At 70.2% G+C, this 14,393-nt stretch carries 14 protein-coding genes; 7 read left to right on the top strand and 7 right to left on the bottom strand.

The genetic code is table 11. The features are described from left to right. Positions 1-135: 135 nt before the first annotated feature. A complete protein-coding gene (locus tag AB0C27_RS04550) occupies positions 136-792 on the bottom strand; it encodes an NIPSNAP family protein (protein WP_357837700.1) in 657 nt (218 codons plus the stop codon). Positions 793-1,007: 215 nt separating this feature from the next. Between AB0C27_RS04550 and AB0C27_RS04545 the strand changes: the two genes are divergently transcribed. The 3 genes from AB0C27_RS04545 to AB0C27_RS04535 all read left to right on the top strand — a co-directional run bounded on the left by AB0C27_RS04545 (position 1,008) and on the right by AB0C27_RS04535 (position 2,512). After that, entirely contained in the window at positions 1,008-1,295 is a 288-nt protein-coding gene (locus AB0C27_RS04545; protein WP_357837698.1) for a hypothetical protein, read from the top strand. Positions 1,296-1,337: 42 nt separating this feature from the next. Then, positions 1,338-1,595 (top strand): hypothetical protein, encoded by a 258-nt coding sequence (locus tag AB0C27_RS04540; protein ID WP_357837695.1) that lies wholly within the window; start codon positions 1,338-1,340, stop codon positions 1,593-1,595. Positions 1,596-1,699: 104 nt separating this feature from the next. Further along, positions 1,700-2,512, top strand: a complete 813-nt coding sequence (locus tag AB0C27_RS04535; RefSeq protein WP_357837692.1) for a hypothetical protein — start codon at positions 1,700-1,702, stop codon at positions 2,510-2,512. Here the strand turns inward: AB0C27_RS04535 and AB0C27_RS04530 are convergent, their stop codons facing one another. From AB0C27_RS04530 to AB0C27_RS04510, 5 genes are all read right to left on the bottom strand, one after another. After that, entirely contained in the window at positions 2,513-3,259 is a 747-nt protein-coding gene (locus AB0C27_RS04530; protein WP_357837689.1) for an SDR family oxidoreductase, read from the bottom strand. 48 nt (positions 3,260-3,307) lie between these two features. Then, entirely contained in the window at positions 3,308-4,603 is a 1,296-nt protein-coding gene (locus AB0C27_RS04525; protein ID WP_357837687.1) for a DUF2252 domain-containing protein, read from the bottom strand. A 93-nt stretch (positions 4,604-4,696) separates the two neighbouring features. Further along, positions 4,697-5,485 carry an SDR family oxidoreductase gene (locus tag AB0C27_RS04520; protein ID WP_357837684.1) on the bottom strand — a complete coding sequence of 263 codons (789 nt, stop codon included), beginning with the start codon at positions 5,483-5,485 and terminating at the stop codon, positions 4,697-4,699. Between the two features lie 12 nt (positions 5,486-5,497). Next, a complete protein-coding gene (locus tag AB0C27_RS04515; RefSeq protein ID WP_357837681.1) occupies positions 5,498-6,622 on the bottom strand; it encodes an acyl-CoA dehydrogenase family protein in 1,125 nt (374 codons plus the stop codon). Next, positions 6,609-7,142: a flavin reductase family protein gene (locus AB0C27_RS04510; RefSeq protein ID WP_357838016.1), complete on the bottom strand. Its 534-nt coding sequence runs from the start codon at positions 7,140-7,142 to the stop codon at positions 6,609-6,611. Before AB0C27_RS04510 ends, AB0C27_RS04515 begins: the two co-directional genes overlap by 14 nt. A 229-nt stretch (positions 7,143-7,371) precedes the next feature. Here AB0C27_RS04510 and AB0C27_RS04505 point away from each other — a divergent pair, with 229 nt between their 5' ends. The 4 genes from AB0C27_RS04505 (at position 7,372) to AB0C27_RS04490 (ending at position 11,435) form a co-directional block, all read left to right on the top strand. Next, positions 7,372-8,541, top strand: coding sequence for an acetyl-CoA acetyltransferase (locus AB0C27_RS04505; RefSeq protein WP_357837678.1), 1,170 nt, complete (start codon positions 7,372-7,374; stop codon positions 8,539-8,541). Beyond that, positions 8,541-8,978 carry a zinc ribbon domain-containing protein gene (locus AB0C27_RS04500; RefSeq protein ID WP_357837675.1) on the top strand — a complete coding sequence of 146 codons (438 nt, stop codon included), beginning with the start codon at positions 8,541-8,543 and terminating at the stop codon, positions 8,976-8,978. The genes AB0C27_RS04505 and AB0C27_RS04500 overlap by 1 nt, the downstream gene beginning before the upstream one ends. Positions 8,979-9,892: 914 nt before the next feature. Then, a complete protein-coding gene (locus AB0C27_RS04495; protein WP_106235132.1) occupies positions 9,893-10,630 on the top strand; it encodes a GntR family transcriptional regulator in 738 nt (245 codons plus the stop codon). Positions 10,631-10,898: 268 nt separating this feature from the next. Then, positions 10,899-11,435, top strand: a complete 537-nt coding sequence (locus AB0C27_RS04490) for a GNAT family N-acetyltransferase (protein WP_357837671.1) — start codon at positions 10,899-10,901, stop codon at positions 11,433-11,435. 308 nt (positions 11,436-11,743) lie between these two features. On the opposite strand, the gene AB0C27_RS04485 is transcribed toward AB0C27_RS04490, so the two are convergent. Beyond that, positions 11,744-14,185 (bottom strand): trypsin-like peptidase domain-containing protein, encoded by a 2,442-nt coding sequence (locus AB0C27_RS04485; protein ID WP_357837669.1) that lies wholly within the window; start codon positions 14,183-14,185, stop codon positions 11,744-11,746. Positions 14,186-14,393 lie beyond the last annotated feature (208 nt).

Below are 14,393 nucleotides of genomic sequence, written 5' to 3'. Positions count from 1 at the left end.
AGCGCCCCCTGACGCTGTGGACCGATGCGCCGACCGGTGCGGGCCTCAGCGCCGGGGCGGCAGGGGACGCGCGGGACCAGCGCGCGGACGCCGGGCGGTGTGAGGTCAGCGCAGAGACGAGCGGGCGGTGGGGGATCAGCGCAGGGAAGACCGGGCGGTGGGGCGCAGGCGCAGCCGCTCCGTGGGCGCGGTCAGGTACGGCTTCAGCATCGGCAGCTCCACCTCCCGCTCCTCCTCCGGAGTCTCGAAACGGGCGAACCACACGAACACGTTCACCCCCGTCCTCACGGGCAGTCGCGGATAGGTGTTCTCCGCGTGCTCGCTCTCCAGGCACCCCACCGGCCGCACCCCCGCCTCGGCCAGCGCCGGCAGGGCCTCCCGCGCGAAGAGTCCGGCGAAGCCGTCTCCGGCCACGTGATGGATCGTGGCTACGTAGAGTGACGAGGGCAGTTCCTTCGCCCCCACCGGAGGCCGTTCACCGAAAGGCAGCTCCGGTCCGGCGGGCCGCAGCAGCAGCACGTCGTCGGAGTCGACCATCGTGCCGTTGGCCGTGTCACGGTTGGCCAGCCAGGTCGGGCCGCTGTAGAAGTCGGTCAGCGCCGCCCGCCGCGACTCCATGTCGGGAAAGGCCCGCAACCAGGGGAAGGTGTCCGGCTCGCCGTCCTCGCGGAAGGATCCGGCGACCCGCATGCCGGTGGCCTCCTGCGTCTCGATGAACTCCCGCTCGAACAGCTCGATGAGGACGTCACGCCGCCCGGGGCGCATCTGGTAGCGCCGTAGTTCGTAGATCATGCGCCGGACGTTAGGGCCGGGTCACTGACATCCCGTGTCAGCGTAAGCTTCGAACAATATTCTGATCACGCACAGCTACTAATCGACCACGCAACGCTATATGCTCGCACTGACCTTGATCCCCTGAGGTCCAAGGAAGGTCAAGGGGGCGGTGTGCGCTCAGGGCCCTGCGAGCGCCGTCTCCGAGCTCTTCCCCAACTGGCGAAGGAGCAGAAGTGATCAGAAGGGTGTGCGCCGCCGCGGCCGTGCTGGCAGCGGTCGCCGGCGGCACACTACTGGCAGTCCCCGCTCACGCTGACGACGACTGGATCAGCCCGTGGACCGGCGCCAACTGGTCCGCGAACCGGAGCGGCAACAGCGATTCGTCCCAGTCGGGAAACAACTTCGGGGACGTCCTGGCCGGCAACCACGGCTCAGGACACTCGACCAACGTCAACAACGTCAACGGCATCGCGCCGACCGCCACCCACGGCGGCATCACGGTGACGTACATCTTCCACTGACCCGCTGGCGTCCCGAAACAGCACTACGAAAGGGCAAGCACCATGATGAAGAAGCTCTGCGTGACCGGTCTCATCGCCGCCGCGGCCGGCGTGACCCTGCTGTCCGCCCCCGCCCAGGCCGACACGAACGCCGGCAACACCAGCTCCAACCGCGGCTCCTCGCAGTCGGGCAACAACTTCGGCAACGTCGTCAACTCCAACGTGAACGGCCTCGGCGCCACCGCGATCAACAACGTCAACGGCAACGCCGTGACGGGCACCAACGGCAGCGACGTGGCCGTCGACGACGTGGTCGACTAATCCGGCTCCCGCGCCGCGGACCTGACGGAAGGCGGCGCGCCCGTGCGGGGTAGGGGGCGGGCCGGGCCGAAAAGGCCCGGCTCGCACCGTAATAGCATCTTTGCGTGACTCTCTGCGCCTATGCCACGTTTGAGAACTTTCGTGAGGACGACGAGCTCGACCTGGTCCTGACCGCCTGGAAAGAGGCCGGGATCGACGGGCGCGCCGAGCGCTGGGACGACCCGGCGGTCGACTGGAGCGCGTACGACGCCGTCGTCGTCCGTTCCGTCTGGGACTACATCCTGCGGCGGGAGGAGTTCCTGGCGTGGGCGCGCGGCGTGGAGTCCGTCACGCGGCTGCTGAACCCGTACGCGGTGCTGGAGTCGAACACCGACAAGACCTACCTGCGCGACCTGGGTGTGCCGATCGTGCCCACGCACTGGTCGTCGCGGGGGCTGCCCGACTGGCCGGAATACGTCGTCAAGCCGACCGTCTCCGGCGGGGCCCGCGACACCGTCAGGACCGCCGACCGCGCCGAGGCCGAGGCGCTGGCCGCGGCGCTGGAGGCCGCGGGGCGCGCGCCGATGGTGCAGCCGTACCTCGACATGGTGGAGTCGGAGGGCGAGACCTCGCTGCTGTTCTTCAACGGCCGCCTCAGTCACGCCGTCCGCCGCAGGCCCATGCTCGCCCGCGGGGCGGGCCCCGGCGACATCTCGCGGGCCCGGCTCCGCACGCCGGCTCCGGACCAGGTCGACCTCGCCGAGAAGGTGCTCACCGCCGTACCCCATGTCCTTCTCTACGCCAGGGTCGATCTGGTCCGGCTCCCCGGCGGCGCGCCCGCCGTCATCGAGCTGGAGCTGACCGAGCCCGCCCTTTACCTGCGCCACGAGCCGTCGGCGGCGGCGAGCTTCGCCAGGGCGCTGCGCGAGCTGCTCTGATCAGCAGGAGATCCCGCCGTCCACCGGGATGACCGTGCCGGTGAGGTACGCCCCCGCCCGCGAGGCCAGGTAAATGGCCGCGCCCGCCATGTCCTCAGGCCGCCCGATGCGCCCCAGCGGGACGCTCGCGGCGATGCTCGCGCGCGTGGCGGGGTCGTCGAGCGCGAACGCCATCATCTTCGACTCGAACGGCCCCGGCGCGATGGCGTTGACCGTGATGTGCTCGCCGGCCAGGCGCTTGGCCAGGTGGCGGGTGAGCATGTGGACGGCCGACTTCGTCGCGGAGTAGGCGTAGCTCTCCAAGGCCGGCACCCTGAGCCCGTCGATCGAGCCGACGTTGATCACCCGGGCCGGGTCGTCGGCGCCGGCGGCCTGGCGCAACTGCGGCAGGAACCGCTGGGTCAGCTGGAACACCCCCTTGACGTTGATGTTCCACAGCTTGTCGAAGGCGCTCTCCGGATATTCCTCCAGCGGCGCGCCCCACGTCGCCCCCGCGTTGTTCACCAGCACGTGCAGCGGCCCGTCCACCGCCGACACCAGCCGGTCCAGCCCCTCGGGCGTGGACAGGTCGGCCGGCACGGCGGAGCAGCCGAGCTCGGCGGCCGTCTTCTCCACCTCGGCCGTCTTGCGGGCGGAGATGTGCACGGTCGCGCCCGCCTCGACGAACCCGGCGGCGATCATGCGCCCGATGCCGCGCGAACCGCCGGTGACGACGACGTTCTTGCCTTCCACTGAGAACAGAGTCATGTTCTGGGAGCATGCCATACCGACCGGTCGGCTGTCAGGGTCGGACGCTCACACTCCGGGCAGGCGGCCGTTGCGGAACAGGTCGACGAACCGCTGATGATCGTCCCTGGCCCGCGCCCCGTACCGATGGGCGAAGTCCACCAGCATGGCGACGAATCCGGACCTGTCCGCGCCGATCACCGCCACGATCGCCTCCTCCGTCGAGAAGTCCACCAGGTCGTGGCTGGACTCGTCGTCGGCCACCGCGTGCATGCGGGCCACCGCCCGCCCCAGGTCCTGCACGATCGAGCGCAGCTCCGCCGGCTCGTTGACGTCGTCCCAGTCGAGGTCGGCCGAGTACGGGGACACCTCGGCCACCAGCTGCCCCACCCCGCCGAGCGAGGTGTATCCCAGCCACGGATCGGCGTAGGCCTGCAGCGCCCGCTGCGACTCGGCCGTGCGGTGCCCCTGGTGCAGGAAGTAGGAGGTGACCTTCTCGTCGGAGATGTAGCGCGCCACCGCGGGGGCCGCCGCCTGCTTCATGTAGAGGATCACGTCGTTCTCCAGCGCCTGCGAGCGCCCTTCGAGCAGCAGGTTGTACGACGGCAGCCCCGCCGACCCGATGCCCACGCCCTTGCGCAGCGCCACGTCCTTGATCGTCTGCTCGTGCGGCGCGAGCGGCGCCGGCAGCGTGGCCAGGTAGTCGTCGAAGGCCGCCAGCACCGCCAGCCGCGTCGCCTCGTCCACCGGCTCGCGCCCCTCCATGAGCGCGAAGCGCCGGTCGTAGTCGTCGATCATGGTCTCGACGTCGAGCAGCGCCACCCTGGTGCTCAGCCGGGCCCGCTGCAGCACCCGGTGCAGCACGCCGGTGGTGGTGTCGAGCGTGAGCGAGCCGATCGCGTCGTCGCCACCGGCCGCGATGGCGCCCAGTTCGACCAGGTACGCCCCGGCGAAGTCGGTCACCAGCACGCTGATCGAGTCGTCGGACAGCGCCTTGGCGTACCCGAGCAGGGCCAGGCTGGCCGCGAACCGCTTGAGGTCCCAGACGTAGGGGCCCACGTACGCCTCGTCGAAGTCGTTGACGTTGAAGACGAGGACGCCGGAGGCGTTCATGTAGGTGCCGAAGTTCTCCGCGTGCAGGTCGCCGTGGATCCACACCCGGCTGGTCGGCCCGTCGAGGTAGGACTCGTCGGCGAAGGATCCGGTCATGTCCGCGTAGAACAGGCAGGCGCTGCCCCGGTAGAACGCGAAGGGGGAGGCCGCCATCTTCCTGAACTTCCGCCTGAACGCGGCGGGGTCTCGCTTGATCGACTCGCCGAACTCCGTCATGAGGACATCGAGCAGGAACGAAGAGCGTGTGCCCATGGTCCGGACACTAGATCCGGATCGCCCGTACGGCCACCCTGGTCTTTCCCTGACAGGGGCGATCCGCGCCGGTCAGGGATGATTCCTGCGGGTTCACGGATGCTGCGAGGAGACGGAGACGACCTCGCCCGTCATGTACGAGGAGTAGTCGCTCGCCAGGAAGACGATCACGTTCGCCACCTCCCACGGCTCCGCCGACCGCCCGAACGCCTCCTTGGCCGCCAGCTCCGTCAGCAGCTCCTCACTGGTCACCTTCGCCAGGAACGGATGCACCGCCAGCGACGGCGCCACGGCGTTGACCCGCACCCCGTGCTCGGCCGCCTCCATCGCGACGCACCTGGTCAGCGCCATCACGCCGGCCTTGGCCGCGGCGTAGTGCGCCTGACCGCGCTGGGCCCGCCAGCCGACCACGGAGGCGTTGTTGACGATGACCCCGGAGCCCTGGGCGATCATCTGCCGCAGGGCCGCCCTGGTGCAGCGCATGGTGCCGTGCAGCGTGACGTCGATGACCGCGTGCCACTGCTCGTCGGTCATCTCGGCCAGCGGCGCGGTCCCGCCGAGCCCGGCGTTGTTGACCACCACGTCCAGCCGCCCGTGCGCCTCCACGACCGCGTCGAACAGCGCCAGCACCTGCGCCTCCGAGGTCACGTCGCAGGGGACGGCCAGCGGCTTGACCCCCGTCAGCTCGGTCAGCGCGTCGGCGGCGGCCGACAGGCGGCGCTCGTGCCGGTCGGAGACGACGATCGTGGCGCCCTCCTCGGCGCAGCGCCTGGCCGTGGCGTAGCCGATGCCGGCGCCCGCGGCGGCCGTGACGAGCGTGACCTTGCCGTCCAGCAGGCCGTGAGCCTTCGGCTGGGGCGGCGTCGGTCGGGATGGTGACATCGGCGGCTCCGATCAGCGGGGAAGTCCCAGGGTGCGCTCGGCGATGATGTTGCGCTGGATCTCGCTGGAACCGGCATAGATGGTGTCGGCCCGGCTGAACAGGTAGAGCCGCTGCAGCTCGTTCAGCCCGTCGGGGCCGCAGGCGAGCCCCGCCCGGCCCTGGACGGCCTGGGCCAGCTCGCCCAGCCTGCGGTGCCACTCCGACCAGTACAGCTTGGCGATCGACACCTCGGGACCCGGGTCGGAGCCCAGCGTCCTGAGCGCGTTCAGCCGCATGATCCGCAGCTCCAGCCAGGCGCGTACGAGCCGGTCGCGCAGCACGGGGTCGGCGGCGGCGCCCGTGCGCCGGGCGGTCGCGATCACCGTGTCCAGCTCCCGCGCGAACCCGAGCTGCTGCCCGAGCGTGGAGGCCCCGCGCTCGTGGCCGAGCGTGGCCATGGCCACCCGCCAGCCGTCGCCCGGCGCCCCGAGGATGTTGCCCGCCGCCGTGCGCGCGCCGTCGAAGAAGACCTCGTTGAACTCCGAGGTGCCGGTCAGCTGCACGATCGGGCGCACCTCGACGCCGGGGCCGTTCATGGGCACCAGCAGGTACGACAGCCCGTGATGACGCCGGGAGCCCTCCTCCGTACGGCACAGGACGAAGCACCAGTCGGCCACGTGCGCCAGCGACGTCCACACCTTCTGGCCGGTGATCACCCATTCGCCCGCTTCGAGCCGGGCCCGCGTCTGGACATTGGCCAGGTCGGAGCCGGCCTCCGGCTCGGAGTAGCCCTGGCACCACAGCTCCTCGCCGCGCCGGATCGGGGGCAGGAAGCGCTCTTTCTGCTCGTCGGTGCCGAACTCCAGGATGGTCGGGCCGACCAGCCCTTCGCCGATGAGGCCCACCCGGGCGGGGGCGCCGGTTCTGGCGTACTCCTCGTGGAAGGCGACCTGGTCGGCGAGGGAGGCGGCGCGGCCGCCGTACCTCTCGGGCCAGCCCAGGCAGGTCCAGCCGTGCCGGCCGAGGTGGCGCTCCCACGCCTTTCGCCGCTCGAATCCCTCGTGCTCGCGCCCGGGGCCGCCGAGCCCCCTTGCGTCGGCGAACTCGCCGCGCAGGCTCTCCTCCAGCCAGGCCCTGGCCCGCTCACGAAGGCTCAAGGAACCCGCCGTTGAACGATCCGTACCCGCCGCGGAAGAACAGCAGTGGCCCGCCCTCGGCGAGCGTGTCGAGCTGGTGCACCCGGGCCACCACGATCATGTGGTCGCCCGCCACGTGCTCGGCCTCGACCACGCAGTCGAGCCAGGCGAGCGCGCCGTCGAGCACCGGGTTGCCGCCGGGGGAGCCGGTCCAGGCGAGGCCGGCGAACTTGTCGCCGCCCTTGCTCGCCATCTGCGCGCACACGTCCTGCTGGGTCTCGGCCAGCACGTTGACCGTGACGACCTTGGCGGCGCGTACCTTGGGCCAGCTCGTGCTGGTGTGCGCGACGCAGAAGGCCACCAAGGGCGGGTCCAGCGAGACCGAGGTGAAGGAGTTGGCGGCCAGGCCGCACGGCCGGCCGCTCAGCGGGTCGACGGCCGTGATCGCCACCACGCCGGTCGCGAACCTGCCCAGCACCTGCCGGAAGCGGCGGCTGTCGAGGTGGCCGTTCGGGCTGTGCTGGGATGGGCTCGTCGGCATGGCGGCTCCGTTGCGAGTCCTGCGCTGGTAGGGCGTCGGAAGGCCGCGGCAGCCGTCCGGCGCGATGAGCCGGGCAGCGTGTGTGCTCATGATCCGCCTCCTCGTACGCCGACTGCGCTCATCTTACCAAGCGCTTGCTTGGACGCTAAGGGGAAGCGGCGAAAGGTGTCAAGTCGCACCGGCTCACCTGCGTTGACAGGGGCGAAAACGGGTGCATAACGTGACGTATGTGCCCAAGCGCTTGCTTGAATTCAGGAATGTCACGGCCGTCGCGGGAGTCGGCTACACGCCCTTCACCAAGGACTCCGGCGTCAGCACGCTGACCCTGGCCTGCCGGGCCGTGCTGGCCGCGCTGGAGGACGCCGGCCTGACCGCGGACGACGTGGACGGCCTGGCCACTCACCGCGTCGGAGACTCGGCCCCGCCCACCCTCGTCGGCCCCGCCCTGGGGCTGAGCGACCTGGCCTGGCACCTGGACCAGTTCGGCGGGGGCAGCGTCTCCCATGCCGTCGTCGGCCAGGCCGCGCTGGCGGTGGCCGCGGGCCTGGCCGAGACCGTCGTCTGCTACCGGGCCATCAACGCCCGCTCGGAGTTCCGCATGGGCGGCACCGGCAGGGGCGTGCCGGTGAGCCCTGAGGTGCAGTACCAGGCCCCGTACGGGTACGTGGCCCCGCCCCAGCAGTTCGCCATGTACGCCCGCGCCCACATGCTCCGCTACGGCACCAAGGCCGAGCACTTCGGCCGCCTGGCCGTCACCCAGCGGGCCAACGCCGCCAAGAATCCGCGTGCTCTCATGCGTACGCCCATCACCCTCGACGACTACCTGGCCAGCCGGTGGATCGCCGAGCCGTTCCGGCTGCTGGACTGCTGCCTGGAGACCGACGGGGCCTGCGCCGTGGTCGTCACCACGGCCGAACGCGCCCGCTCGCTGCGCCGCCCGCCCGTCCTCGTCTCCGGCGCCGCCTGGGGCGGCGGCACCTCGCACCTCTCGCTCGCCGGCGCCGACCCCACGGTCACCGCGGCCGCCGCCCTGGCCCCCCGCCTGTACGCGCAGGCCGGGCTCGGCCCGGAGGAGGTGGACGTGGCCGAGCTGTACGACTGCTTCACCTACTCGGTGATCGTCCAGCTGGAGGACTACGGGTTCTGCGCCAAGGGCGAGGGCGGGCCGTACGTGGAGTCGGGCGCGACCGCCCTGGACGGCGCCCTCCCGGTCAACACGCACGGGGGTTTCCTGTCCGAGGGATACGTCCACGGGCTCAACCACGTCGCCGAGGCGGTCTCCCAGCTCCGGGGGGACGCGGGGGACCGGCAGGTGCCGGGCGCGGAGGTGGCGCTCTCGACGTCCCAGCCCGGCTACATCCTGCCCGCCACCTCCGCCCTGATCCTGAGGAGGGCGTGATGGCCTACCGTCCCGAGCCCGACCGGGACTCCCGCCCGTGGTGGGAGCGGATCGCCGGGAAGGAGTTCGCGGTACAGGAATGTGCCGGCTGCGGCACGCCGCGCTTCCCACCGCGGGCCTTCTGCCCGGTCTGCCGTACGGAAGGGTGTCGCTGGCGGAAGGTCGACCCCGTGGGAACGGTGGAGAGCTGGATCGTCAGCCACCAGCCGTTCGTGCCGGGACGGCTCGATCCATACCTAGTGGTAATGGTCCGGCTGGAGGCGGTTTCCGGCTGTCTGGTGTACGGAAATTGGCGATCGACGCGTCCGCCGGAGCACGGGGAGCGGGTCGTGGGGGCGTTCACCGAGGTCACAGGGGATGTGACGCTGCTCGACTGGGCGCCGGCCGATGCCGGGAGCCTGCATGTTCATCCGCCCGAGCGCAAGTCCTCCCGCTAGTTGACCTTGCGTGGCAAATTGCATTGGTACCGGTAAATCCCACCAGTCCCACCATCACGAAAGGTGCCCCCGCGTTCGGCCTCAAGGGTTGATGATGTGGCTGTAGGCGTCGTCGATGCGGACGGCCTGGACTTGGCGGCAGATGTGATTCGTGCGTGCTGGGTGACGGACGTGGCCACGAGGTCACGTGAGACGATCCTGCCCGCCTGCCGTCGTGACACCCGGTCTCCCCGCTCCGGAACCCGGGCCAGCCGCCCCGGGTTCCGGAGCGGGGCGGCCCGTGCGCCCCCTGACACGGAAAAGCCCCCATCGGGAGATGGAGGCGGCTGTTCGTGCGGATCCCTGTCGAGGAGAACGCGTCCTGGCGGGCGTGGGGGACCCGCCAGGACGCGCTTCCTTCCCCGTGTGCGACGGCCCAGGACTCCGGCGAGGGATGGAGTCCTAGACCGTTGAGCCGCACACGGAGTCGATGGGGGAACGTGAAGGTCCCTGTCGTCGGCAACGTGCGGCGATGCTTCGAGCTGCACCGACCGGGTCATCGATGTGCTGCGTGACGGTGGCGCCACCCTCCTTGTCTCCGACAAAGGATCCGTCTTCGCAGCACGCGGTCAGCTCAGTCAGCACCGATGGCGATGGCACGGATGTGCCACTGCACTGGCAGGTGTGGGTGATCACCTGGCGGCGCAACGCGTAACGCAGTAAACGAGTTGCTTCGCGAGGGTCATGCCAGGGCAGGTATGGCGTACCCGTGCGGACCGGCGACACTGGCCTTCACCCCCTCACCGGCCTTTAGATGGATTTGTACCAACGAATGGATGATGGGCCGGTGGACCGGGTTTGGTCAAGGGGTTGTGGCCTGCTAGAACCAGATCGTCTAAATTGTTGGAACAAAAGGGGTGAAAGTGGCAAGGTCGGTGCTGTATCAGCAGGTGGCTTCGGAACTGCGACGAGCCATCTACTCGGGTGTCCTCGGCCCCGGGTCGCAGCTGCCGACCGAGGCTCAGCTCATGGAAGACCATGGCGTGAGCAGGAACACTGTGAGGCTGGCCCTTGGGGAGCTGGTCAATGAGGGACTCGTCACTCGCACGCCACGGCGTGGAACAGTGGTCAGAGACCGCAGACCGCTGCTGATCTATCCGCAGCGGGAGCTGGAGCCACAACCCAGTGGGGAACTGCGGGAGGCCTTCGCCTACGCCGTCGCGCAGGAAGGCCGTGCGCCAAGCCAGTACATCGAGGTCCTGACGGTGTCTCCGGTAGAGGAGATCGCCAGCAGGCTGGAGTTGGCCGACGGGGAGTTGGCCGTGGTGAGACGCCGTCTGCGGTTCGTGGACGGGCAGCCGTACAACACCAACGATTCCTACTTTCCCCGTGACATGGTCGCCGATTCCGAGATCGCCAGACCCGGAGACATCGCGCGAGGGGCGAACCGGGTACTGGAAGAGTTGGGTCATGCGCAGGTGCGCGTCGTCGACGACATCTGGGCCCGCATGCCCAACCAAGAGGAGGCCGAGCGCCTCCAGCTTGAGCTCGGCACGCCAGTGATGGTCTATGTCCGAGTGGGTTACGACGGGGCGGACATGCCTGTGCGTGTCGCCGTGTCGGTGTTGCCAGCCGACAAACATCTGATCAGATACGAACTCGATCGCCGCTGACGAGTTCGTGGGTGAAGGGGTGATCCCGCCGGCCGGGCGCAGCGAGAAATAGCCGCCTCGCTGGCCTAGGGGAGTCGTGCATACTCCCCTAAATCGCCATTTATCCATATATATCGGGATAAGGCCCTATTTCGCCCTAACGCACCGTTGCGTCATCACGCTGTGCGCTGGGGCGGACACCCAACGCAGTGAAGGATTTACTATGCACACACACACCCTGCTTCACCCTCTCTCCCTCCGCCGAGCGGAACCCGCGGACCTTCCCGGCGTGCTCACCCTCCTCGCCGACACCTCCGAGTGGCTCTGGCGGCAGGGACTGCGGCAATGGCCCCGTGGGGGGTTCGGCCCGGAAAGGATCGAGCCGCTCATCGAGGAGCGGGTGCTGTTCCTGCTGGACGACGAGCTCAGATACCTCGATCCCGACGAATCCGCCCCGCCGGTGGCCACCATCGCCCTCGACGAGCACGCCGACCCCGAGTTCTGGCGGCCGGGAGACGACCCGGGGGCCGCGCTCTACGTCCACAAACTGGCCGTCGCCCGCCCCTGGTCGGGCTCCGGCCTCGGGGACGCCCTGCTCGACTGGGCGGGCGCCTCGGCGTACTGGGCCGGCCTGCCGTGGCTGCGCCTCGACTGCGCCAAGAACAACCCCGGGCTGCAGAACTACTACCGCAGGCGCGGCTTCCGCCACGTCCGCACGGTGGACCTGCCGCACCGGTCCTCGGGGGCGCTGTTCCAGCGCTCGTCGCAGGACGTGCCGATCACGGTCTTCCGTGACCTGACCATCGCCGAACTGATCAGCGCCTGACCCGCCCCGGCTCGCGGCCCGGCCCCACCCCTCGGGACCGGGCCCCGGCCGGCTCCGTTCCTCGGTCGCGACCGCCCTCATTCCTGGGCTCGCGATCGACCCCGTCCCTCGGGTCGCGATCGACCCCATCCTCAGTCCGCCACCGCCCCCGTCCCTCGGGTCGCGACCGGCCCCCGTCCCTCGGGTTGCGACCGGCCCCGATCTCCCAGGAGCCCGGTCCGACCCTCGATCCCGCGCGGCTCTGTCCTGACCCGATCCCGCGGGGTCGGCCTCTGGTCTGAGCTGGCCTGCGGTTTGAGTCGGCTTGCTCAGCCGTGCGGCGCCGTCCAGGCCGGGGCGCACAGCGAGATGCCGATCTCCTGGGCCACCTCGGCGTGGGCGAGGTACTCGTCGATGTCATGAGCCCGGCCCGTCGCGTTGACGACGGGGACCTCATCCGGCCCGTCCTGCCAGCGATCACTTAGCGGGCAGCCGATGGTGACCGAATCGGTCGGGCACCAGGCGTTCAACCAGCGGGCCACCCGGTCAGGACGGTACGGCCCGCCGCTGATCAGCCGCTCGTACACGCTGTCCAGGCCGAGCGGGCTGCCCGCCGTCACCAGCAGTTCCACCTCCACCGCCGGATCGAGCCGGGTGAGCAGGTCCATCGCGACCACCGTGCCCAGGCTGTGACTGACCAGCACCATGCGGCCGGATCGTGGCAGCTCCTGGAGCACGCAGTCCAGAACCGCGTCCCGTACCCGCTGGTCGTCGAGGTAGGCGGCCACGTCTCCGAAGACGGCGGCGATGGCCAGGCGGTCCAGGTCGGTGGTGTCGGCGAGCCAGCTCAGCCCGTCGTGGACGGCGTCACTCAGCCCCTCCATGCCCGGAGCCCGAGCCGGGGGCAGGCCGGCTCGGGCCGCCGCCTCGACGATCAGCTGCTCGTACAGCCGCCGCGTGGAACCGGCCGCCGGCGCCGCCGCCTCGACGGGATCCCCGACGGCCACCCTCGGCGAACGCTGCAGCGCCTCCAGCGGCCGCATGGCGTCGACGAGCCGCCGCCCGTAGAACGGGAAGCAGGCGTCGGCGGGCACGATGGTGGGCAGGCCGGCCCGGGTGAGCCCGCAGTTCAGCCCGGCGGCCCAGTTGCGACGCACCTCTTCGGGAACGCAATCCTCGTGGTTGCGGCCGTGCAGGAACACCAGGTGCTTCGCCCCACCGAACGCGCCCGGCGCAGCGGGCAGGCCGGTGCGAGTCCGGAGGGGCGCGGCACGTACGCCGGCCTCGACGGGCGGCCCGCCCTGCGACGGCACAACCGACCGCCACGCCTCCGGCGGCGGCTCCGATCGCCCGTCTCCGGGCGGCGCCACCGATGCCCCGGTGCCTGGTGGCGGGACCGGTTGCCCAACCTGCGGCGGCGGGACCGACCGCGGATCCATCAGCGGCGGCTCCGATCGCGTGTCCTGCGGTGGCGAAACCGGTCGCGTGTCCTGTGGCGGCGCGGCCGATCGCGCGTCTTCCGACGGCGGGACCGTTTGTCCATCCATCGCAGGAAGGACTGCTTGTGCGTCCGACGCAGGAGGGATCGTTTCCCCGTCTGCCGAAGGTGCGGCGGATAGCCCGTCCGCTGAAAGTGGAGCCGATCGTCCGTCTGTCGAGGGGCTGGCGGATCGCCCGTCTGTCGAGGGCGAGGCGGTTGCGGTTGCGGTGGCGGTGGTTCGTACCGTGGTGAGGTTCTGGAGGCCGGATTCTGGGCCCATTTCGGTCAGGTACGTCAGCCGTTCATCGTCGAGCGGCAGCGCGGCCAGGTGCTTGAGGATGACGCTGACTCGTACGCCCTCGTTTGAGATCCAGTCGACGGCGTCGTCGCCGTCGCCCTCGCGCCAGAGCTGCCCGTCGCGCCGCAGGATCCGGCCGCGGCCGTCCGTCCTGGGCACGCCGCTGTGGTGGAGCGCCGTCACCTCCCACTGGTCGTTGAAGACGGGAGAGCCGGAACTGCCGGGCTCGGTGTCGGTCTGGTACTGCAGGAAGTCGTCCAGCCGCGCCTCCAGCCGGTTCTCCCGGATGGAGATCTCCTTCAGCCTGCCGCTGGGATGACCGATGATGTTCACCGGCTCCCCGATGACCAGTTTGCCGGTCTGGACGCTGAGCCTGTTCCAGCCGAACGTCTCCCCGACCGGCCGGCCGGTGGCGTCAGGGACGACCGGGACGAGGGCGAAGTCGAGGGCCTCGTCGGCGACGAGGAAGGCGTCGGGGGCCAGGAGGAAGCGCTGCGACACCTCGGGAGTGTTGTCCACGCTGACCTGGGCGTCGAACTCCACGACCGCCGAGCGGGCCACGCCGGCGTCGGGGAACACGTGATGGTTGGTGAGCAGCAGCCTGGGGGAGACCAGGAAGCCGGTGCCGATCGGGATCTCGCGGCCGTTCTCGCGGACCGCGATCCTGGCGACCGTCCGCGCGGCCCGTGCGCCGCGGGGCAGGAAGCTCCACGCCTGGAGGTCCTTGGCCACGCCCAGGATGCGCTCGTACATCTTGGGCCGGTCGAGAGCCTCGGTCCTGGTGGCCTCCAGCGCCGCCTCGACCGGGAGCCCGTTGCGCTGGACGAGGCGGGCGGTGCGGGCGGCGAGCATCTCCGGCGTGTCGGGGAACGCCTCTCCCTGCCGCTGCCTGTGGGAGGTGGCCTCGCGGTCGCTGTCGCTCCAGCGATACCGCTTCGCGGCGGCCCTGCTGTGGCCCACCCGGTTCTCACGGACCTCGGTTGCTATATCCATGGCAGTTCCGCCACCTCACGTAAAAGCCGTGTCACTTTCGACGATGCGGCTCGGGGCGGTGCGGCGTCCAGGCGGGTGTACGGTAATTGGCCGCACGTTGACCGACATTTCGGCGCGCACTTCCCGTCCACCTCGACGGTCGCCAGTCAAGTTAACTCATTAAATATGTCATCAAGATGCTTTTCTCTTTTCCGGATGAAGGCGGGAC

The organism is Nonomuraea sp. NPDC048882, assembly GCF_040649755.1.
Taxonomy (GTDB): domain Bacteria; phylum Actinomycetota; class Actinomycetes; order Streptosporangiales; family Streptosporangiaceae; genus Nonomuraea; species Nonomuraea maheshkhaliensis.
This window is presented reverse-complemented; position numbering and strand designations above follow the sequence as displayed.